Genomic DNA, 23713 nt, shown 5'->3' on the forward strand with positions numbered 1-23713 from the left:
AATTACAATAAGAACGAGAGACATTTTCTTAGTAAGTATCTGGCTAAGTACATGGAAAACAAAGATGAAGAGAAGTTATGGAACGTTTGTTTGGAGAAATAACAAAAAGCCCGTACCTTTGTTTATGTTCAAAGAAAACTCCTAAAATAAGGTATAAATTATGGAAGAATATATAGCTCCGGACAGGAAACGTATCCCATACGGCATGATGAACTTTGCAGTAATCCGCCGTGACGACTGTTATTATGTGGACAAAACCCGGTTTATACCTATGATAGAAGAGGCGGACAAGTTTTTCTTCTTTATTCGCCCGCGCCGTTTCGGCAAAAGTCTCACAGTAAATATGTTGCAGCACTATTATGATATACTTGCCAAGGATAAGTTCGAAGCGCTGTTTGGCGACCTTTACATCGGAAAGCACCCTACACGCGACCGGAACAGCTATCTGGTACTATACCTCAACTTCTCCGGAATAGTAGGCGAACTACACAACTACCGCAAGGGATTGGACGCGCATTGCCAAACAATGTTCGACTATTTCTGTGACATTTACGCCGACTTTCTCCCCAAAGGCATCAAGGAAGAACTCGACAAAAAAGAAGGAGCAGTGGAGCAACTGGACTTTCTCTATCAGGCATGTGCACGTGTCGGACAGAGAATTTATCTTTTTATCGACGAATACGACCACTTCACCAATGCCATCCTCTCGGATATAGAAAGCCTGCACCGCTATACGGACGAAACACATAGCGAAAGTTATCTGCGCGCTTTTTTCAATAAAATCAAAGCCGGAACTTATTCCAGCATTGAGCGTTGTTTCATTACCGGCGTAAGTCCCGTGACAATGGACGACCTCACAAGTGGTTTCAACATCGGAACCAACTACTCGCTCACGCCGGAATTCAACGAGATGATAGGTTTTACGGAAGAAGAAGTGCGCCAAATGCTCACTTACTATTCCACCACCAGTCCATTCAACCACAGTGTGGACGAACTGATAGAAATCATGAAACCCTGGTATGACAACTACTGCTTTGCAGAAGAATGTTACGGTGAAACTACTATGTACAACTCTAACATGGTACTCTACTTCGTCAAGAATTATATTCAACGAGGCAAAGCCCCCCGGGATATGGTAGAAGACAATATCCGTATCGACTACGAAAAATTACGTATGCTCATCCGGAAGGACAAAGAGTTTGCCCATGATGCCTCCATCATCCAGACATTGGTGAGCGAAGGCTACGTGACCGGAGAACTGAAAAAAGGTTTTCCTGCCGTCAATATCACCAACCCCGACAACTTTGTGAGCCTGCTCTACTATTTCGGTATGCTCACCATTAGTGGCACGTATGAAGGAAGGACCAAACTCACCATCCCCAACCAGGTAGTCCGCGAACAAATATACACCTATCTGCTGAGTACCTACAACGAAGCCGAACTCAATTTCAGTAGTTACGAGAAAAACGAACTTGCCAGTGCTCTTGCCTACGATGGCGATTGGAAAGCCTATTTCGGTTATATTGCTGACTGCCTGAAACACTACACTTCCCAGCGCGACAAGCAGAAAGGTGAATTTTTTGTCCACGGCTTTACGCTTGCCATGACGGCACAAAACCGTTTCTACCGTCCTATTTCCGAACAGGACACACAGGCAGGTTATGTCGACATTTTCCTCTGTCCGCTACTGGATATCTATTCAGACATGAAGCACAGCTATATTGTAGAACTGAAGTATGCCAAGTATAAAGACCCTGAAAGCCGCGTGGAAGAACTACGGCTGGAAGCTATTGACCAAGCCAATCGCTATGCTGACACTGATACGGTGAAGAGAGCAGTCGCCACTACACAGCTTCATAAGATTGTGGTGGTATACAAAGGAATGGATATGCCGATATGCGAAGAGGTTTAATACAAAAAAGGCACTCGCATTACAAGCGCATTATGCAAAAAACAGATAGGCTAACAATATGAAAAGATCAATAAAACGTTTGCCCAAACGCACGCAAGAAGAGTTGGCGGTGTTGCAAGAGCTGATATTGTCGAATCTTACGAATGTGCGTATGATTATCTTGTATGGAAGTTATGCGCGGGGAAAATATGTCATCTGGGATGAAACATACGACGAACGTGGAGTAACTACTTACTACCAAAGTGATTTGGATATTCTGGTGATATGTGATACGAGAGACGCAAATAAAGCAGAGAGGCATGCGCGCGAGGTGATCGTTCCTAAATATGATACAAGAATGGAAGGAAAGCGGCATCCGGCACCGCCTAATATTATTGTAGAAACTCCAGTGACCATTAATCGAGCTATAAGAAGGAAGCATTATTTCTTTTATGAAATTATAAAAGACGGAATTCTACTGTATGACAATGGTACGTTTCAGATTGGTAAACCTGAGAAGTTGCCGTATCGGGAGATTAAGCAATATGCAGAGGAAGAATATGAAGAATGTTTCTACATGGGAGAATGTTTTCTAGATTCGGGGCATACTGCTTACGAAAAAGGTAATTTTAAATATGGCTCTTTCTTATTACATCAAGCCTGCGAACGTTACTACAAAACGTTTACTCTTGTGTATAGCGGTATTCGCCCTAAATCTCATGAATTGAAAGTACTGGGAGCGATGGTCAGAAGCTGTTCACGAGGATTTGCTAATGTGTTTCCTACCAATACTCCCGAAGAAAATAAAGCGTTTGATAAATTATGCAGGGCATATATCGAAGCGCGATACAACCGGCTGTTCACCGTTAACAAAGAGGAATACGAGTATATGCTGGCACGAACAGAGGTGCTGCGCGAAGTGACTATCCGGGAATGTGCTGCACGCATGACGTATTACGACGAGATGATAGAAAAAGAAGAGAAAGACAAGATATAACCATATATTGTAAAAATGAAGAATTACCCTCATCACAGCTATCTGTAATGAGGGTAATCACGTTAAAAGAGAGTTCCGATACATCTCCTTACTATCAAATTCTTATATGAAGAACTATTTGGTCACCTTGTAAGTTCCACTTCTATACTCCTTTGACTTCATCTCTCCGGGAAGGGTTACGGTAGCGGTAACACCCTTAGGAATGGTGAATTCCCAAATCCAGGTATCTCCTTCGTATTTCCAGGCGCTCTTGATGAGTCCGGCGGCGGAACGGTATTCGGCAGTTACGTGTCCCAATCGCTTGTCTGGAATGGGCTTCATAATGATGTGCTTGAAGCCGGGAGTAGTAGGATCGGCTGCAATGCCGGCAACAGTTTCCCAAATCCATTCACATACGCATCCGTAGGCATAATGATTGAAGCTGTTCATACCGCGTGGTCCCATTCCTTTGTCTATCATATAGCTGTTCCACCGTTCCCAAATGGTGGTGGCTCCATTGTCCACAGAGTATAGCCAGCTTGGGTTCTTACGTTGGAAGAGGAGTTCATAGGCAATGTCTTCCATGCCATTCTCCGTGAGGGTGGCCATGAGGATGGATGTGCCCAAGAATCCGGTCTGCAAGCAAAGATCGTGCTGTGCGAAGTTTTCACGCAGGCGGTCTATCATCTTCGCTTTGGGTTCGCCTTCCAAAAGCTGGTTCTTTAGGGCAAACAAGGCAGGAGTTTGCATAGTGTTGAGGATGGCGGTTTTGAAGGTGCCGTCCTCATTGAGGAAGTTCTCTTTGATGTATACCTTTGCTGAATCAGCCATTTGTTGGTACTTGGAGGCATTGCGACCGGTGACGGCAGCCATGTCTCGCATCATGAAAGCATCTATCACCCAATAGGAAGCGCTCAAATAGTTCCAGTAACTAATAGCATCAGGAAGCGGACCTTGGGGAGAGAAAGCCAGTCCGCTACAACTTTCCAGCGGTTCGTAGCTCAACCAGTCAGCCCATTGGTAGTTGCCGTTCTCGCCGCAGAGGGTCTCGTGGTTATACTTGGTGTCGTTGATGTGGTTCATAAACAGGTCCATGGCGTTCCAGTTCTCCTCAATAATTTGCGTGTCACCAAATTGCTTCCATACCGTCCAGGGCACGATGATTCCGGCATCGGCCCAACCCAAACGCATTTTCTCATCACCGTATTGTGCTAAGGGAGCCACTCCGGGGAATCCACCCAAACTGTTTTGGGTGTCGCGCATATCACGCATCCACTTGTGGAAGAACTTCATGGTGTTAGCAAAGAACGTACCGGTTTCGGCAAACACTTGTGTGTCTGCTGTCCAGCCCAAACGCTCATCGCGCTGCGGACAGTCGGTAGGTATTGAGAGGTAGTTGGATAGCTGCCCCCAATAGGTGTTGGAAATGAGCTTGTTCACAAGGTCGTTACCTGTGGTGATAGTGCCGGTTTCCATTTTCTTTGTGATGGAAGTAACGGGGATGGACTTCAACGACTTGATAGAGACATTTCCGGTGGCAGTTATGGAGACGTAGCGGTAGCCGAAGAAGGTGCAATGAGGGTAGTAGGTCACATAATTATCTCCGGCAGCAAAGGTGTAATCCAGACGAATACCGGTGTGGGGGATGCGCAGGTTTTCGCGATGGCAACTTCCTTCCGGACCGTCCATGCCACGAATCTTAGCACCGTTGCCGTCATTGAGCAACTCTGCGGGAAGGCAGGTCAACACTGTTCCCTCGGCAGCTTTGAATACGAAAGAGGGTACACCGGCACAGTTTTGCCCGAAGTCCACCACTAACGTCTCTCCCGGACTTACGGTCATCTCCTTGCCCGATGCGAACTCACGGGCGATAATCACCTTACCGAACTCGTTCTCTTTCGCTCCTTCTATATTCTTCCAAATATATGCTCTGATAGGAGCAAGAGCAAGATCTGTACGCAGATAGACTTCCGCTCCGTCCGAAGGCAGAATGTCGCCAGAAAATTCGGTGTTCTCTTCGGGTATGGAGAGTTTGTCCACACATTCGAAGCCCATCGGTTCGCGTGCATCGTACTCTTCTCCGTCAAAGATACCGGCATGTTTCACCGGACCGGCAATTCCGGCTTTCCAGTTTTCGAGATCGGTACCGTAGCGCTTCTTGCTTCCGTCAGAAAAAGTCAGTTCCAGTACACCGCGAAAGGCACATTTCTTGCCTATCATGCCGTCATGTCCTCCGGGGGTTATGATTTTATCAGCCCACCATCCCGGCGTCACCTGTACGGAAAGCATGTTCTCGGCGTTTGGCTTGGTATGGATAACGTCTGTAATATCATAGGTGAAAGAACGTTTGGTCTTGGCATAGTGTGTGAAGCCCGGTTTCAGGAATTCCCCGCCTACGGGTTTCCCATTCACATACAACTCGTAAACTCCCAGTCCAGCGGTCATCCACTTGGCAGAGACAATTTTCTGTTCGTTTTTCACGGTGGACACGAACCAACTCGCGCCATCGGCTGCGCGACCGTTGTTATGTCCTTTCACTACAGGGGCGTCTACTGCGGAAATCCATTGAGAGTCGTTCCAGGCTGATGCTTCCAATGCGTCAGTACGTTTTCCGACTTCGGTTGCGTTTATCAGTCCGCTATTCAAAAAAAGCGCGAGAATCATTATCTGGATAAGATTCGCAAAACAATGGAGATTCATTTTCATACTTATATGTATTTTTTAGTATTAAAAGATTAACTTAGAAATGCTGTTTTAGTTTTACGGGACTTGCACAACAAAATTACAGAATTATATGATATGACAGACGATTTCTACATTTTTTTTGACTCAATGATGGTTTCTGTTCAATCCGGAACTAGCTCATAAGTCCGATCCGATTGAACAGACGACAGGAGCTTTGTACATTGAATGATCGATTATCAAGCAAAACAATGATATATTGTAAAATAATATAATCAATACAATCATTCAGCCTATTGTACCTATTATTTACCAAATAAGAAAAGAAGATGCCAGTTATTCATTGCAATCATTCTTTCTTCTTTACACAAAAACCTCGAAATCGAATAAACTCTATTCAAGTTTTTAATAAATAACGAAGAGGTTTATTATAAACGGTATCCAAGTTTATTATAAACTCTTTTTTGACACTTTCAATACCTGAAATAGAATTATTACAACAAAAATGGGCAAGAACCTTCACAGTTTCTTGCCCATTCGTTATCCTCGTTATGCAATTTTGCACATTAACCTATTGAACTTTATGTAATAAAATTTATATATTTCATTGTTATTTCTTTATTTTATTGACCTCAAATATACAAAATAAAAACAAGAAAGTCAATAGGGAAATCGTGGTTATCTGAAAATAAACACGTAAATTTGTGCCTCGAATTAGATATTACAGTATAAATCACTATAAATAAAAACTTTATCACTATGGAGTACAATTTCAGAGAAATTGAAAAGAAGTGGCAGAAAAGGTGGGTAGAAGAGAAAACCTACCAAGTTACGGAAGATGATTCGAAGCAAAAATTTTATGTACTAAACATGTTTCCTTATCCATCAGGAGCCGGCCTACACGTAGGTCATCCGCTGGGATACATTGCTTCGGATATTTACGCCCGTTACAAACGACTGCAGGGCTTCAATGTACTCAACCCGATGGGATATGACGCTTACGGTCTGCCGGCAGAACAGTATGCCATCCAAACCGGACAGCATCCTGCCATCACTACCGTCAACAATATCAACCGCTACCGCGAGCAGTTGGACAAAATAGGTTTCTCTTTCGACTGGAACCGTGAAATCCGTACTTGCGACCCGGAATATTATCACTGGACGCAATGGGCCTTCCAAAAAATGTTCAACAGCTATTATTGTAACGATGAACAGCAAGCCCGTCCTATCGAAGAACTGGAAAAAGCCTTCGCCATCTACGGAAACGAAGGACTCAATGCCGCTTGCAGCGAAGATGTCAGTTTCACTGCCGAAGAGTGGAACGCCAAAAGCGAAAAAGAAAAGCAGGAAATCCTGATGAACTATCGTATCGCTTATCTGGGCGAAACAATGGTAAACTGGTGTGCCGAATTAGGAACTGTACTGGCTAACGACGAGGTAGTAGACGGAGTCAGCGAACGTGGCGGTTATCCTGTTATCCAGAAGAAAATGCGCCAATGGTGTTTGCGTGTATCCGCTTATGCACAACGCCTGCTTGATGGATTGGACACGATCGAATGGACAGATTCTCTGAAAGAAACCCAAAGAAACTGGATCGGACGTTCGGAAGGTGCTGAAGTGCAATTCAAAGTAAAAGACAATGATCTCGAATTCACAATTTTCACCACTCGTGCAGATACCATGTTCGGTGTTACCTTTATGGTATTGGCTCCGGAAAGTGAATTGGTGGCACAGTTAACGACTCCTGAACAAAAAGCAGAAGTAGACGCCTACCTCGACCGTACCAAAAAACGTACGGAACGCGAACGCATCGCCGACCGTAGTGTTACCGGTGTATTCAGTGGTTCGTATGCTATCAATCCGTTCACAGGTGAAGCAGTGCCCGTATGGATCAGCGATTATGTACTGGCCGGATACGGAACAGGAGCTATTATGGCCGTACCTGCTCATGATAGCCGCGACTATGCATTTGCCAAACATTTCGGATTGGAAATCCGTCCGTTGGTAGAAGGTTGTGATGTAAGCGAAGAAAGTTTCGATGCAAAAGAAGGTATTGTTTGCAATTCTCCGCGTCCGGATGTCACTCCTTACTGTGATCTTTCATTGAACGGACTGACCATCAAAGAAGCGATAGAAACAACCAAGAAATATGTAAAAGAGCACAATCTGGGCCGTGTGAAAGTGAACTACCGTCTGCGTGACGCTATTTTCTCTCGCCAACGTTACTGGGGTGAGCCGTTCCCTGTTTACTACAAAGACGGAATGCCTTACATGATTGACGAAGCCAGCCTGCCGCTTGAACTTCCGGAAGTAGCTAAATTCCTGCCTACCGAAACAGGCGAACCTCCATTGGGACATGCAACTAAATGGGCTTGGGATACAGTAAACAAATGTGTCGTAGAAAACGAGAAGATTGACCATGTAACTGTCTTCCCGCTGGAGCTGAACACCATGCCGGGATTCGCCGGTTCTTCGGCTTACTATCTCCGCTACATGGACCCGCATAATAATAAGGCATTAGTTGATCCGAAAATTGACCAGTACTGGAAAAATGTAGACCTATATGTAGGTGGTACCGAACATGCAACAGGGCACTTGATTTATTCTCGTTTCTGGAATAAATTCTTGTACGACATAGGTGTGTCTGTAATGGAAGAGCCATTCCAAAAGTTGGTAAATCAAGGAATGATTCAAGGTCGCAGTAACTTTGTATATCGTATCAAAGACACCAATACTTTCGTTTCACTGAACCTGAAAGATCAATACGAAGTTACCCCTATTCACGTAGACGTAAATATCGTATCTAATGATATTTTGGATTTGGAAGCATTCAAAGCATGGCGTCCTGAATATAAAACAGCCGAATTTATCCTCGAAGACGGAAAATACGTTTGCGGATGGGCAGTTGAAAAGATGAGTAAATCAATGTTCAATGTTGTCAATCCGGACATGATTGTTGAGAAATACGGTGCAGATACACTTCGTATGTACGAAATGTTCCTCGGCCCGGTAGAACAGTCCAAACCGTGGGATACAAACGGAATCGACGGTGTACACCGTTTTATCCGCAAATTCTGGTCGCTGTTCTACAGCCGTACGGACGAATATCTGGTGACAGACGAACCTGCAACAAAAGAAGAATTGAAGAGCCTTCATAAATTAATTAAGAAAGTGACAGGTGATATTGAACAGTTCTCTTACAATACATCTATCAGCGCATTCATGATTTGCGTAAACGAACTCTTCAACCTGAAATGCAGCAAGAAAGAGATTCTGGAACAGCTCGTTATCACGCTCGCTCCTTTCGCTCCGCATGTCTGCGAAGAGTTGTGGGACGTATTGGGACACGAGACTTCCGTATGCGACGCCCAATGGCCTGCATACAATGAAGAATATCTGAAAGAAAATACTGTCAACTATACCATCTCTTTCAACGGAAAGGCACGTTTCAATATGGAATTTGCCGCAGATGAAGCTTCGGACGCTATTCAGGCGGCGGTATTGGCCGACGAACGTTCGCAGAAGTGGATTGACGGCAAGACTCCAAAGAAAATCATTGTCGTTCCGAAGAAGATTGTAAACGTTGTAATTTAAAGTATTAAGTAATAAGTATTAAGTATTATCCGTAGCCGCTATCCCAATATATCCGCCAGGTTAATACTTAATACTTTATACCTAATACTTTATAAAATCCTATTACTTAAAATCCTATGCATAAACTATCAAAAGCAGAAGTAATGAGAGAAGTGAAAGATTATATCTACATCACTCTCGGATTGATAAGCTATTCTTTGGGATGGGCTGCATTCCTGTTACCTTATCAGATAACTACCGGAGGAACTACCGGTATCGGAGCTATTATCTATTATGCAACGGGATTTCCAATCCAATGGTCATACTTCATTATTAATGCAGTTCTGATGACCTTTGCCATCCGGGTATTAGGTCCAAGATTTAGTATAAAAACCACTTATGCTATTTTTACACTGACTTTTCTGCTTTGGTTATTCCAGTTGGTGGTGAACAATTATGTAGAAGCGCCGGATATGACGCCGGACGGTAAACCGTTGTTACTCGGTACAGGGCAGGATTTCATGGCCTGCATTATCGGTGCAGCCATGTGCGGTGTAGGTCTGGGTATCACTTTCAACTACAATGGAAGTACGGGTGGAACAGATATTATCGCCGCTATCGTCAATAAATACAAAGATGTATCACTCGGACGAATGATTATGATTTGTGATGTATTCATTATCAGTTCCTGTTACTTTATATTTCATGACTGGCGCCGGGTTATTTTCGGTTTTGTCACTCTGTTTATCATTGGCGTTGTGCTCGACTGGATTATCAACAGTGCCCGTCAATCGGTTCAATTCTTCATCTTCTCCAAGAAATATGATGAAATAGCCGACCGGATTATTAAAGATGCCGACCGGGGAGTAACAGTACTCGACGGTACGGGATGGTACAGTAAAAACAATGTGAAAGTATTGGTAGTACTTGCCAAGAAACGTCAGTCACTCGACATTTTCCGTTTGGTAAAACGCATTGATCCAAATGCTTTTATCTCTCAAAGTTCTGTTATCGGCGTGTATGGCGAAGGATTCGATAAACTAAAAGTGAAATAATAACTGGTTGACAAGTATTGAACAACCTTGTTAAAACAAAAAATAAGATGATGAAACGCAAACTTGTATTTGCTACCAATAACGCTCATAAACTGGAAGAAGTAGCCGCTATCTTAGGAGATCAAGTGGAATTACTAAGTCTCAATGATATCAGTTGCCAAACAGATATTCCCGAAACAGCTGAAACACTGGAAGGAAATGCGCTATTAAAATCTTCCTATATCTATAAAAACTATCATCTGGACTGTTTTGCCGATGATACAGGATTGGAAGTGGAAGCCTTGAACGGAGCTCCCGGAGTCTATTCCGCCCGCTATGCAGGAGGTGAAGGACACGACGCCCAAGCTAATATGATCAAACTTCTTCACGAACTGGACGGAAAGGAAAACCGTAAAGCACAATTCCGCACCGCTATTTCGTTGATACTGGACGGAAAGGAGTATCTCTTTGAAGGAGTGATAAAAGGCGAAATAATCAAAGAAAAACGTGGTGATTCCGGATTTGGCTACGATCCTGTATTCATGCCTGAAGGTTACGACCGGACTTTTGCCGAATTGGGAAATGATATCAAAAACCAAATCAGCCATCGTGCACTGGCTGTACAGAAGCTTTGTGAGTTTCTGCAAAGCTGATTATACATACCCACTTAAAATATAAAACACAATGAAGAAAATTACTTTATTTACTTTACTTACGCTCCTATTGTGTACTTCGTGTGTAACAAAAAAGAAGTTCATGCTTGCAGAGATGGCAGCCACCGCAAGCAAAGACAGTCTGCAAGGGTTGTTGAATAACTCCCGCGAAGTTGGTAACCAGCTATCGGCACAAGTCAAAAACCTCTTGCGTGATACGACCAAGATGGGGAACAGTATCCGCCAGTATCAGAGTATGTTGAATGTCAACATGACTGAACAGGAAAAACTGAATGCGCTGTTGAGCCAGAAGAAAAATGAGCTGAACGAAAGAGAACGCACGATCAATGAATTGCAAGACATGATTAAGGCGCAAAATGATAAGGTACAAAATCTCTTGAGCAATGTAAAAGATGCATTACTTGGTTTTAGTACTGACGAGCTGACCGTTCGCGAGAAAGACGGAAAAGTATATGTAGCGATGTCCGACAAATTATTATTCCAGTCAGGAAGTGCCCGCCTGGATAAGCGCGGTGAGGAAGCTCTCGGCAAACTGGCCGAAGTACTGAACAAACAGACGGACATCGACGTATTTATCGAAGGACATACGGATAACAAACCGATCAACACTGTACAATTCAAGGATAACTGGGATTTAAGTGTGATCCGCGCGACTTCCGTAGTTCGTATTCTCATCAAGAATTATAATGTAAATCCTTTGCAGATTCAGCCTAGCGGCCGCGGTGAATATATGCCTGTTGATGACAACAAAACAGCAGAAGGAAGAAGCAAGAATCGCCGTACAGAGATTATCATGGCTCCGAAACTGGATAAGTTGTTCCAGATGCTTCAAAGTTCGGAAGAATCCAGATAAAAAATAATTGATTCAATAATCAACAATAAAAATCCTCTCGGTTAATAAACTGGGAGGATTTTTTATCTTTAAAGAATTGAATTATTTTAAAACAGTTTCTAATTGTTATTCATTCAAGAACAATAATAGAAACCAAATTTCTTTACAATCCCAACTTAGCCGAAATCTCCAACATTCGTTGAATCGGCTTCACTGCTTTCTTCGCCACCTCCGGATCTACCGTAATTTCCGGTGCTTCATTCTTCAGACACTCATAGAGCTTCTCTAACGTATTCAACCGCATGAAGCTACACTCGTTACATCCGCACGTACTATCGTTCGGAGGAGCAGGAATAAACGTCGTCTGCGGACACTTCTTCTGCATCTCATGCAAAATCCCCGATTCGGTAGCCACAATATACGTGTTTTCCGGATGATTCACTGCATACTTCAACAAAGCAGCTGTAGATCCTACCACATCCGCCAGTTTCAAAACCGTACTCTTACATTCGGGATGTGCCAGCACCAATGCTTCGGGATACTGCGTCTTCAATTCCATAATCTTTTCAACAGAGAATTGTTCATGCACATGACAAGCTCCGTCCCAAAGAAGCATATTCCTATTCGTAACTGAGTTGATATAATTACCCAGATTCCTATCCGGACCAAAGATTATTTTCTCATCTTTAGGGAAGCTTTCCACGATCTGCTTCGCATTAGTGGAAGTCACCACCACATCCGTTACTGCTTTCACCGCAGCTGTCGTATTGACGTAAGAAATAACGGTGTATCCCGGGTGTTCTTTAACAAACTGTGCAAACTGATCCGCCTGACAACTGTCCGCCAACGAACAACCTGCCGCCATGTCGGGCACCAACACTTTCTTGTCCGGACAAAGCACCTTTGCCGTTTCCCCCATAAAGTGAACGCCACACATCACAATAATGTCCGCTTCCGTTTTGGCTGCCCATTGAGCTAATGCCAAACTGTCGCCAACATAATCAGCGATGTCTTGTATTTCCCCTTTCTGGTAGTAGTGTCCCAGAATGATTGCATTCTTTTCTTTCTTTAGCTCGTTAATAGCCTTTATGAGTTCATTCATAATAATATTCTTATTTCTTTCCTTTTAAAAAAATCCTTTGTTAGTGATGATAGCCTGTTAATAATGTTAGCAAATAAATACGATTTTTCTTGCCGGATAAGTTATTAGTCCATACTTCTGCTTTATGAGTCGGTTATGAACTGATGTAAAGGGCAAAATATCCTATTCTACTTGCTTCATTATCAATGAAAGCATCGTTAAATGCCGTCAAATGGAAGTTTGCTATTAACCTCCTGTTGATAATGTGCAAAGTTAAAAACTTTATGGATATAAACAGGCAGATAAGTGCTGAAAAATATGTTTATGTCTGTGTAGAAAGTTTTGGGTTAGTTTTTTGGAATGTTCATAATGAATGCCTCTTATATCTTCTTTTGAATAATGCAAGAATTATTTTTCAAAATCTTTGCCGATAGTTTTGACAGGTTTTAAACCGTTATCAACACCTTGTTAACTGAAAAGAATTACCTTTGTGGACAAGAACATAATAAAAGAAAAGACGTATGCGTAAACTGAAAATAACAGAGCTGAACCGTATCAGTGCCGAAGAGTTTAAACAGGTTGAAAAACTGCCCTTGGTAGTAGTGCTGGATGATATTCGTAGTTTGCACAATATAGGTTCTGTGTTCCGTACTTCGGATGCTTTCCGTATTGAATGTATCTATCTGTGTGGTATAACAGCTACCCCACCGCACCCTGAAATGCATAAGACTGCGTTAGGTGCAGAGTTTACTGTCGACTGGAAGTATGTTAATAACGCTGTTGATGCTGTTGATAACCTCAAAAACGAAGGGTATATCGTTTATTCTGTAGAACAGGCGGAAGGAAGCATCATGTTTGATGAACTTCAGCTGGATAAAACCAAGAAGTACGCTATCGTGATGGGAAACGAAGTGAAAGGGGTACAGCAGGAGGTTATTAACCATTCGGATGGCTGTATAGAGATTCCTCAATATGGTACCAAACATTCGTTGAATGTTTCCGTAACTACCGGTATTGTGATTTGGGATTTGTTCAAAAAGTTACACTAATAGTCATAATACAGGATTGGTTAATAAGTTGTTTATAACGAGTTAATAGCTTAGTTAATTCATTTATAATCAATAACTATGTTCTGTTTATAACTATATGGAGCCATGTTGATTCTATGGGTGTTGGGTAGTTATTATTATAGTTGTTGATAGTTCGTTTTCAGGCTGTTAATACTTGAGTTTTCAGGTATTAACAGCCTATATGATACGTATTAATAGCTGGGAACTCAAGTATTAACTTCTGAGAAACCGGAAATTAATACCTTGCAGGAAGCTTGTTAATTCTTGAAATGATAACTAGTATGGTTAAGTAGTGATCAATTAGTTTATAAAGTTGATAAACTTATAAGCCGATTGATTTTAGATCTGTCCGTTCTCCACCATCAACACTACACGTTCCGTTAGTTTGTCTTCACCTTGCGGATCATATTCTTTTTTTAAACTGGCCCCGAACAATACAGCAAAAGTCTGATAGAATCCCGCTTTGAAAGGTCCCATAAATGCTTTCACCAATTCATAACTGGTAGAATTGCTTTGGCGGTCTATTAATTTAATCAACAGTTTTCCCTGTGCAAACGAGAGTTTCTTCATTCGGGGAGTATATTGCTCTTTCAATCCTTTTTCAACCCGTTTGATATGTTTTTGGCGGGCTTTCTCATTGGGCAAAGTCTGAAGATATTCGTAAGTTTCAATGATAGCCTGGTTAATTTCCCTGGAGATGGGATATACCTTTTTCACATTGCGAATCAGTCGGTAATATTCCTGACGTTCCTTTTCATTCTTGAATTTCAACGGACGGAAAATATACACAGTTCTTAACTGGACACATGGAATGGTATCTCCATTGTAGATACACATCGGAACCAAATATCCATTGATACTTTGTTTTTCTTGAGCGTGCAGGCGCAACGAACAACAAACAATAGCAAAAAGCGTCATTACTACTATGTTAAGCCTTCTTTTCACGATACAAAAATAGAATTAAAATTTTATTATTCAGACATTTCTCTTCGATGTTAACCTATTTAAAGTATCTTTGCGGCCTTATCTGTTAAAAAGCAGGAAGAATAAACCATTTTATTGATGAAAACGATTCAACTTTTACGGTTGATAAGTATTATAAACAGCCTGTTAATAATTCCTGCTTGTAGTGCTCAAAACCCTTCTGAAAGTCTTTTAGAAAATGTTCTTGAAGATTTATCTATTAATAACGGAACTGATAACTCTGTTAATACTCCTAATTGGGAAAATGAATTGGAAGAACTTTCCAATCGTATGCAAGAACCAGTAAATTTGAATGTTGCTACCCGTGAACAACTCGAACAGTTTCCTTTCCTTAGTGATATTCAGATTGAACATCTGTTGGCCTACATCTATATACATGGACAGATGAAAACCATCTATGAACTTCAACTGGTAGAAGAGATGGATAAGCAAACAATCCAGTATTTACTGCCTTTCGTCTGTATAAAAGCTATTAACAATAAACCTGCTTTCCGGTGGAAAAGCCTGTTGAAAAACGCAGCGAAGTATGGAAAGAATGAACTCTTAACCCGCTTTGATATACCATTTTATAAGCGAAAAGGTTATGAACATACCTATTTAGGACCTTCTGTTTATAACTCTGTGAAATACAGTTTCCGATACAGTGACCGACTCTATGCAGGAATCGTTGCTGAAAAAGATGCTGGAGAACCTTTTGGAGCTTTACACAATCGCTATGGCTACGATTATTATTCCTTTTATCTGTTATTAAAAGATTGTGGACGATTAAAAGCATTAGCTGTTGGTAACTATCGGCTTAGTTTCGGACAAGGATTAGTGATTAGCACTGATTATCTGATGGGAAAAACAATCTACGCCTCTTCTTTCAACAATCGCAGTGGCGGAATAAAGAAACATTCTTCCAGCGATGAATACAATTATTTTCGGGGAGTGGCCGCCACTATTGCTTTATCTAAAGATTGGGATGTTTCCGGTTTCTATTCACACCGTTTATTAGATGGAGTAATCACTGACGGAGCAATCACCTCTATCTATAAAACCGGACTGCACCGAAGTCAAAAAGAAGCAAATAAAAAGAACCTGTTCACCATGCAATTAACAGGTGGAAACGTGAGTTATCAACACAACCGTATCCACCTGGGTATCACCGGTATTTACTACCTTTTCAACCGACCATACGAACCGGAATTAACAGGCTATTCCAAATACAATCTTCATGGAAACAACTTCTATAATCTAGGGATTGATTATGCTTATCGCTGGCATCGTTTTTCTTTTCAGGGAGAAACAGCCATCGGAAAACAAGGTTGGGCTTCTTTGAATCGTTTGCAATATTCACCGGTTCAAAACACTCAAATCATGTTGATACATCGGTTTTATTCTTATGACTATTGGGCTATGTTTGCCCATTCATTCGGTGAAGGAAGTACGACACAAAATGAACAGGGATATTATATCGGCTTGGAAACTTCTCCTTTTGCTTATTGGAAGTTTTTCGCCTCATTCGATTTATTTTCCTTTCCGTGGAAAAAATACAGAGTGAATAAACCCTCCCGCGGAACAGATGGTCTGTTCCAAACCACTTTTACTCCATACAGCAATTTATCCATGTATCTAAGGTATCGTTATAAACAAAAAGAGCGTGACTGGACAGGTAGTAAAGGAACACTAACACTTCCTATTTTTCACCATCAACTTCGCTATCGTTTGAACTATTCTTTAGGAGATGTGTTAAGCAGTCGTACAACTTTAGATTATAATCATTTTCATTCTCAGGACAGAGCTGCTAATAAAGGATATCAGGTTACACAAATGATATCCTCCCAACTGCCTTGGGCCAGGCTGTTTGCTGACGTTCAGGGCAGTTACTTTTTTACAGACGATTATGACTCGCGTGTATATGCTTCGGAAAGCGGATTGCTTTATACGTTTTATACTCCGTCTTTTCAAGGTCGTGGATTCCGGTGTAGTATCCGTTTGAGATATGAACTGAACAAACACTTTCTATTGATAACCAAGTTTGGAGAAACCATTTATTTAGACCGGAATGAGATTGGTTCCGGCAATGATTTAATCTATGGAAATAAAAAAGCAGATGTACAAATGCAACTACGTATTAAGTTTTAATGTATATTTGTCTGCCAGAAATAACAGAAGAATACGATATTAAATGGATGACAGGGCTACTTTTGACAAAATGTTTAATGAATGGTATGCACAGTTTGTATATTTTGCATACTATTTCATAAATGATGCTGAAGTATGCAGGGATATCGTAAGTGATGCTTTTGAGTATTTGTGGCGTAATTATGAAAAGATAGAAGAAGCAACGGCGAAAACTTATCTTTATACAATCATCCGTACACGTTGCATAGATTACCTTCGCAAGCAAAATATTCATGAAGAATATGTAGAGTTTACTGCGCAATTGACTGATAAAATGATAGAAGGCGATTCGCAAAATTCTGATTCTCGTGTTTTGCGTATTCGTGAAGCTATGAAGAAGTTGACTCCTTATAATTATCATATTTTGGAAGCATGCTATATTCATAATAAGAAATATAAGGAAGTGGCCGAAGAATTAAATGTAAGTGTCGCGGCCGTTCATAAGAATATAGTGAAGGCTTTACGCATTCTTCGCGAAGAATTAGGCCAAAAGGGTAACCGGAATTGACTTTAAAACGTAAATATATATATTGAATACACTATTTATGGATGAAAAGAATATAAATATAAGCAAGTCGGAAGAAGAACTCCTGGAAATTATGGAGAATCGTTCGCATATAACTGCTGGTCAATTGCATAATTTGGAAGAAGATGAGGAATGTTTGCAAGCATGTTCTGATTTGGCAGAAATTGTGATAGAGATGCAGAAAGAGCAAAATTTACTGGCAATTGATGTCCGGAAAGAACTGGCAGATTTTCGTAATAAACATTCTAAGAATGATCGAAGAAAAAATACACGCATACTGTGGGCTAGTGTCACAGGTGTAGCGGCGGCTGTTGCCATCATTTTAGTTTTGCGTGCAATGATGATTTCCTCACAACCGGAAATTATTAAAGTGTTTCAAGCCAATCATATTGCCCAGGAAGTCACTTTACAAGTGAATGATGAGAAAGAAATAAAGCCATTGAAAGAAGTGGTAGAATCTCTTTCGTCTTACTCTACTGCGCAGTTGTCTTCTAAGGAAATAGATTATAGTCGTGCTCTCCTTCAGACAGAAACCAAGGAAGTAGGAAAACAGAAAGTACAGATACATAGATTAAGTATTCCTAGAGGAGAGACATTTAAAGTTGTTTTATCCGAGGGGACTGAAGTATTCTTGAATTCAGACAGTCGTTTGGCTTATCCTACTGTTTTCAAAGGAAAAGAACGAGTCGTCTCTTTGGAAGGTGAAGCCTATTTTAAAGTTGCTAAAGATGCAGCACATCCTTTTATCGTGAAAAGTGGAAATCTGCAGATTCGTGTATTGGGAACGGAATTTAATGTACGTAGCTACTCTCCTACTGATGTCCGTGTTACGCTCATTACAGGAAAAGTGGCTGTGAGCGATACTTGTGGAGTCCATAGTGTTGAAATGGTGCCAGGACAAAGCGTACAACTTTCTTCTGACGGAACATTTGCCGTGAATGAGGTGGATATTGAATCATTTTTGTATTGGAAGGAAGGATTTTTCTATTTTGACGATGTTGCTCTGGTTGACATGATGAAAGAAATAGGACGTTGGTATAATATAGATATTGAGTTCCGCAATAGCAAAATCATGGATCTTCGTATGCATTTCTTTGCAAATCGTCATCAGGACATCTTTCACTTGATTGAATTATTGAATCGAATGGAGAGAATACATGCTTATTTTGAAGCAGGAAAACTAATTATCGAATAAAAAGCAAGCAAAAAGATATAAATCTGAATAGAAAAATATATTTCTGAAAAAAAAACTATTTTAAGGGTAACCATTCTTTTTTAAACTTCGTATACAATTAAAAGAATGAAATATTATTTAACTATTCAGGCTTATGAAAAGAAATCAGGCACAGAAGTTCATTGTTTTATTCTTGCTTTTCCTTTTTGCCTATTCATGGCGTGTAGAAGCACAGACAGGTAAAGAAAAGCAAATAACAATGGAGTTTAAAAATGAAGGGTTACCCTCTATTTTTAAACGTTTTGAAAAAGTATCGGGGTATAAAGTTCTTTTTATCTATGATGAAATTAGCTCTTATACTTCTACCGGAAAAGTAGAAAAAGCTACAGTTGATGAAGCGTTGAAGGTGATTATTGGAAAAAATCCGTTGAAATATCACATTGACGGACAATTCATCAATATCACACAAAAGGATTCTAAAAAGTTTTTCTCACAAGTAAAAGGAAAAGTGCTTTCCGAAGAAGACGGGCTTCCGGTGGTTGGTGCCACTATTATAGTGGAAGATCCTAGTAATATCCGTACTATCACAGACAATAATGGTAATTTTCAGCTTTCTGATGTTCCAAAAGATAGCCGTGTCAGAATATCGTATGTAGGTTTGGAAACCCAGTTCTTGCATCCTTCATCTTATATGTCGGTAGTGATGAAATCTGATACAAGGGCGCTGGATGAAGTAGTGGTGACAGGTATGTTTAACAGAAAGAAAGAAGGATTTACCGGTTCGGCTGTTACTATCAAAGGTGAGGATCTGAAGAAATATAGTACGAACAATGTGGCTAAAGCGATAGCCGCTGTCGCTCCCGGACTTCGTATTGTGGATAATATCAATATGGGATCTAATCCGAATGGTTTGCCTGATATGCGTATGCGTGGTAGTGCAAATATGGATATGGGCACACAATCTGTAGATTTTAATTCTACCAGTAATGATGTGCTGGCAGTTCAGGGCGAGTATGAGACGTATGCCAACCAACCGTTGCTTATCATGGACGGATTTGAAATCAGTATACAGACACTTGCCGATATGGATCCCGATCGTGTTGCTTCTATCGTTTTGTTGAAAGATGCGGCAGCTACGGCTATCTACGGTTCACGTGCGGCAAATGGAGTAATTGTTATCGAAAGCAAGACGCCCAAACCGGGACGGATTTGGGTGACTTATGGTGGGGAACTTCGTATTGAAGCTCCGGATATGACCGGATATAACTTGATGAATGCAAGAGAGAAGATAGATGCAGAGTTAAAAAGCGGACTTTATACATACGGTGGTGAGACTGTTGAAAAATGGCAGCTCTATCAGTCTAAATTGCGTGAAGTATTGGCGGGAGTAAATACGTACTGGTTGGACAAACCTTTGCAAACAGCTTTCCAACAACGGCATACCGTTACATTGGAAGGTGGTGATGAAGCTTTGCGTTATCGGATGTATGTCGGATACAATAGTTCTCCGGGTGTGATGAAAGACAGTAAGCGTGATGTATTGACCGGATCGCTTGATTTTCAGTATCGTCTGAAAAAAGTGTTATTAAAGAATAGCATTACGTTGGATAATTCGGTAGCTAATGAGTCTCCGTGGGGAAGTTTCAGTGAATATACCCGCTTGAATCCTTATTTGCGTCCGTATGGAGAGAACGGGGAGATACAGAAACGGCTTGATAATTTTGAAGGAGTAGGCGGTGAATCGAGTTATCTGAATCCGATGTACAATACGACATTCAACAGTAAAGACCAAAGCAAGAACTTTACAGTACGTGAACTTTTCAAGGTGGAATATAATCCTACTAATGAATTGCGGTTTGAAGGAGCTTTCAATTTATCTAAGAGTGTAGGACATCGTGATATTTTCCGTCCTGCACAACATACGCTTTTTGATAATGTGACCGATCCTACCTTAAGAGGTGATTACCGCAGAAGCCAGAGTGAAGCTGTCAGTTGGGGAATCGATTTGACAGGAAGCTGGAACAAGCAATTGAAAGACCATTATCTGACTGCTAATGTACGCATGAGTGTATTGGAGAATAATTCGGAGACTTATGGAAACTATGTGACCGGTTTCCCGAATGATAATATGGATAACTTGTTGTTTGGTAAGAAATATAATGAGAAAGTGACGGGCGATGAGAGGACAACACGCTCTATCGGTTGGGTGGCTGCCGGAGGTTATTCTTATAAATATAAGTATTCGTTCGACTTTAATATACGCTTGGACGGTTCTTCACAGTTTGGAAAAAATAACCGTTGGGCTCCTTTCTGGTCAACAGGATTGCGCTGGGATTTGAAAAAAGAGAACTTCATGAAAGATGTATCTTTTATTTCCGATTTCATTTTGAGGGGTACATACGGTACGACCGGTTCGCAAGGTTTTGATCCTTATCAGGCACATGGTTATTATACATACTCTAATTTGCTGCTTCCTTATTACTCATCGGATGCAACAGGTTCGGAAATCCTGGCTATGCATAATGAAAGTTTAAAATGGCAGACAACGAAAAGCACTAACCTTGCTTTGGAACTCGGTTTCTTTGACCAGCGTCTTACCGCACGTGTGGAGTATTACCGGAAAATAACAGATAATATGGTTACTTCGATAAGCCTTGCTCCTTCTCTTGGCTTCGGTAGTTATCTGGAAAACCTGGGTAAGATAGAGAATAAAGGTTGGGAAATTTCTCTTTCGGCTATTCCTTATAAGAATACTGCCAAGCAGGCTTATTGGACCATTACGGTAAACGGTTCTCATAATACGGACAAATTGCTGGAGATATCAGAAGCAATGAAACACAGGAATGATATGAATGCATCAAATCTGACTGATACACCATTGCCACGTTATGAAGAAGGTGAATCTTTGTCGCGTATTTGGGTAGTACGTTCATTAGGCATTGATCCGGCTTCCGGAGATGAAATATTATTAAAGCGTAACGGAGAAATGACAAGCGCTGTTAACTGGAGTGCGAATGATGTAGTACCTATCGGTAATACGGAACCTACATGGCAAGGATATATTAATTCTTCCTTTACATATAAAGGTTGGGGAGCAGATGTCAGTTTCAGATATCAGTTTGGCGGTCAGGTATATAATCAGACTTTGCTTGACAAGGTGGAAAATGCCAATCTGAAATATAATGTAGACCGGCGGGTAAGTCAGTTGCGTTGGGCTAAACCGGGTGACAAGGCACAATTCCGTACTCTTACCCCCAGTGGTTGGGAAACGAAAGCTACTTCTCGGTTTATCATGGATGAAAATATATTCCAGGGAAGTTCGTTGTCTGTCTACTATCGCATGGATCGTACTAATACAAAATTTATCAGCCATTGGGGATTGAGCTCCGCCAAAGTGACGTTTAATATGGAAGACTTTTTCTATTGGTCTACAGTGAAACGCGAAAGAGGTCTGTACTATCCGTATTCCCGTCAGTTTACTTTTGCTTTGAATGTTGCTTTCTAATTAAAAACATATTTGTATGAAACAGATAATATATATACTATTAGCAACAACCATGCTGGGACTTATGTCTTGCAGCGACTGGTTGGATGTATCTCCGAAGACTTCTATTCCTACCGACAAGCAATTTGAGTCGGAATCCGGATTTAAGGATGCGCTTACAGGTATTTATTTGAAGTTGGGAACCCAGACATTGTATGCCGGAGACTTGACTTATGCTTATTTGGATGAACTGGCAGGATTATATTCTGATTATCCGGGATATAATACAAATGCCGTTTTCGACCAGAGTATTGTATTTGATTATGAGAACATGTTTTTGAGTAAGAAGAATGGGATTTACTCAACGATGTATAATATCATAGCCAATATTAATAATTTCCTGGAGTATATAGACAAAAATAAAGATGTCCTAGTTACCGAACGCTATTATGAAACCATGAAGGGAGAAGCACTCGGGCTTCGCGCTTTTCTTCATTTTGATTTGTTGCGTATGTTCGGTCCTGTTTATAAGGAACATCCTGCATCCAAAGCTATACCCTACCGTACTACTTTTGATAAAGATGCTACTCCTGTCCTGGCAGCCAATGAAGTGGTTGATGCTATTCTCAAAGATTTGAATGACGCAGAAAAATTACTGAAAGAGAATGATCCTCTTGATTTCTTTACCGACCAGACGGATGAAGATTTTACAAAGAAAAATAGTTTTCTTGTCAATCGTGAATTTCGTATGAATCTATATGCGGTTAAAGCTATGCTGGCCCGTGTATATTGTTACAAAGGGGATGCGGAAAGCAAAGGATTGGCCACGGAGTATGCTAAAGAGGTAATTGCTGCCTCTAAGTATTTTGCATTGTACAAGTCGCAGACTGCTTCCAATTACAATTCCATACGCTATGCAGAGCAAATATTTGGAATAACAGTGAATGAATTCTCCAACTTGCTTATTGGTAACTATATGGATATGGAGAATACCAATACTCAGCAACGTTTCTATCTGGATGGAGATAAATTCAAATTCTTCTATGAAACAGCCGATGCAGGGAATACCGACTGGAGAAAAAATACGGAAATGTTTGAAGTTGTTAATGGGGCAAGTCAAACAGATGTTTTTTGTAGAAAATATAACCAGAAACCGTTGAATGGCGGATATGCTTATTCCGGTGCTAATGCAGTTCCTTTGATACGCTTGCCCGAAATGTATTATATTGTAGCGGAATGTGCATCTTCTGCATCAGAAAGTGCTGATGCATTGAATACCGTACGTTTTGCACGTGGTATCTCTTACAGTGACGAGATTATAACTACTGGATATGATGATCTTGATACTACTTCGGAAGAAGACAAAAATCAGACTAAACGTATCAATGAGATAATGAAAGAATATAGAAAAGAATATTTCGCGGAAGGTCAGCTTTTCTACTTCCTGAAAGCGCATAATTATAGCACCTATCATGGTTGTGGGATTGAAACGATGACTGAAGCCCATTATCAGATGACGTTGCCGGATGATGAGTATATTTTTGGAAACAACTCTAAATGATGAAG

At 41.0% G+C, this 23713-nt stretch carries 15 protein-coding genes; 12 read left to right on the plus strand and 3 right to left on the minus strand.

Translation table 11 applies throughout. From position 1 onward, the window contains the following. Window positions 1–160: 160 nt before the first annotated feature. Together HMPREF9010_RS21335 and HMPREF9010_RS21330 are read left to right on the plus strand one after the other, a co-directional pair. A complete protein-coding gene (locus HMPREF9010_RS21335) occupies window positions 161–1912 on the plus strand; it encodes an AAA family ATPase (RefSeq protein WP_008646916.1) in 1752 nt (583 codons plus the stop codon). A gap of 58 nt (window positions 1913–1970) precedes the next feature. Beyond that, window positions 1971–2888, plus strand: coding sequence for a HEPN domain-containing protein (locus tag HMPREF9010_RS21330; protein ID WP_008646918.1), 918 nt, complete (start codon window positions 1971–1973; stop codon window positions 2886–2888). Between the two features lie 114 nt (window positions 2889–3002). On the opposite strand, the gene HMPREF9010_RS21325 is transcribed toward HMPREF9010_RS21330, so the two are convergent. Next, window positions 3003–5573, minus strand: a complete 2571-nt coding sequence (locus HMPREF9010_RS21325; RefSeq protein WP_008646920.1) for a family 78 glycoside hydrolase catalytic domain — start codon at window positions 5571–5573, stop codon at window positions 3003–3005. Between the two features lie 735 nt (window positions 5574–6308). Here HMPREF9010_RS21325 and leuS point away from each other — a divergent pair. The 4 genes from leuS (at window position 6309) to HMPREF9010_RS21305 (ending at window position 11683) form a co-directional block, all read left to right on the plus strand. Beyond that, window positions 6309–9143, plus strand: a complete 2835-nt coding sequence (leuS, locus tag HMPREF9010_RS21320) for a leucine--tRNA ligase (protein ID WP_008646922.1) — start codon at window positions 6309–6311, stop codon at window positions 9141–9143. Window positions 9144–9259: 116 nt separating this feature from the next. Beyond that, window positions 9260–10177, plus strand: coding sequence for a YitT family protein (locus HMPREF9010_RS21315; RefSeq protein ID WP_004302802.1), 918 nt, complete (start codon window positions 9260–9262; stop codon window positions 10175–10177). A 50-nt stretch (window positions 10178–10227) separates the two neighbouring features. After that, the gene (locus HMPREF9010_RS21310; RefSeq protein ID WP_008646924.1) at window positions 10228–10809 is read left to right on the plus strand and encodes a non-canonical purine NTP diphosphatase; all 582 of its coding nucleotides are present in this window, start codon (window positions 10228–10230) and stop codon (window positions 10807–10809) included. 31 nt (window positions 10810–10840) lie between these two features. Continuing rightward, entirely contained in the window at window positions 10841–11683 is an 843-nt protein-coding gene (locus HMPREF9010_RS21305) for a flagellar motor protein MotB (RefSeq protein ID WP_008646925.1), read from the plus strand. A gap of 142 nt (window positions 11684–11825) precedes the next feature. Here the strand turns inward: HMPREF9010_RS21305 and nadA are convergent, their stop codons facing one another. Continuing rightward, window positions 11826–12764 (minus strand): quinolinate synthase NadA, encoded by a 939-nt coding sequence (gene nadA / locus HMPREF9010_RS21300; protein WP_008646926.1) that lies wholly within the window; start codon window positions 12762–12764, stop codon window positions 11826–11828. A 500-nt stretch (window positions 12765–13264) separates the two neighbouring features. Between nadA and HMPREF9010_RS21290 the strand changes: the two genes are divergently transcribed. Next, window positions 13265–13792 (plus strand): RNA methyltransferase, encoded by a 528-nt coding sequence (locus tag HMPREF9010_RS21290; protein WP_008646928.1) that lies wholly within the window; start codon window positions 13265–13267, stop codon window positions 13790–13792. 360 nt (window positions 13793–14152) lie between these two features. Here HMPREF9010_RS21290 and HMPREF9010_RS21285 read toward each other — a convergent pair whose 3' ends face one another. After that, entirely contained in the window at window positions 14153–14731 is a 579-nt protein-coding gene (locus tag HMPREF9010_RS21285) for a DUF4294 domain-containing protein (protein ID WP_008646929.1), read from the minus strand. A 144-nt stretch (window positions 14732–14875) separates the two neighbouring features. Between HMPREF9010_RS21285 and HMPREF9010_RS21280 the strand changes: the two genes are divergently transcribed. The 5 genes from HMPREF9010_RS21280 (at window position 14876) to HMPREF9010_RS21260 (ending at window position 23708) form a co-directional block, all read left to right on the plus strand. Beyond that, a complete protein-coding gene (locus tag HMPREF9010_RS21280) occupies window positions 14876–16924 on the plus strand; it encodes a helix-hairpin-helix domain-containing protein (RefSeq protein WP_008646930.1) in 2049 nt (682 codons plus the stop codon). A gap of 43 nt (window positions 16925–16967) precedes the next feature. Next, complete coding sequence (locus HMPREF9010_RS21275; RefSeq protein WP_004324147.1) at window positions 16968–17471, plus strand: sigma-70 family RNA polymerase sigma factor; 504 nt, start codon at window positions 16968–16970, stop codon at window positions 17469–17471. A 37-nt stretch (window positions 17472–17508) separates the two neighbouring features. Then, the gene (locus HMPREF9010_RS21270) at window positions 17509–18684 is read left to right on the plus strand and encodes a FecR family protein (RefSeq protein ID WP_004324148.1); all 1176 of its coding nucleotides are present in this window, start codon (window positions 17509–17511) and stop codon (window positions 18682–18684) included. A gap of 133 nt (window positions 18685–18817) precedes the next feature. After that, window positions 18818–22168, plus strand: a complete 3351-nt coding sequence (locus HMPREF9010_RS21265) for a SusC/RagA family TonB-linked outer membrane protein (RefSeq protein ID WP_008646931.1) — start codon at window positions 18818–18820, stop codon at window positions 22166–22168. Window positions 22169–22184: 16 nt separating this feature from the next. Continuing rightward, window positions 22185–23708, plus strand: a complete 1524-nt coding sequence (locus tag HMPREF9010_RS21260) for a RagB/SusD family nutrient uptake outer membrane protein (RefSeq protein ID WP_008646932.1) — start codon at window positions 22185–22187, stop codon at window positions 23706–23708. The last annotated feature ends 5 nt before the right edge of the window (window positions 23709–23713 follow it).

It is taken from the genome of Bacteroides sp. 3_1_23 (assembly GCF_000162555.1).
GTDB classification, from domain to species: domain Bacteria; phylum Bacteroidota; class Bacteroidia; order Bacteroidales; family Bacteroidaceae; genus Bacteroides; species Bacteroides ovatus.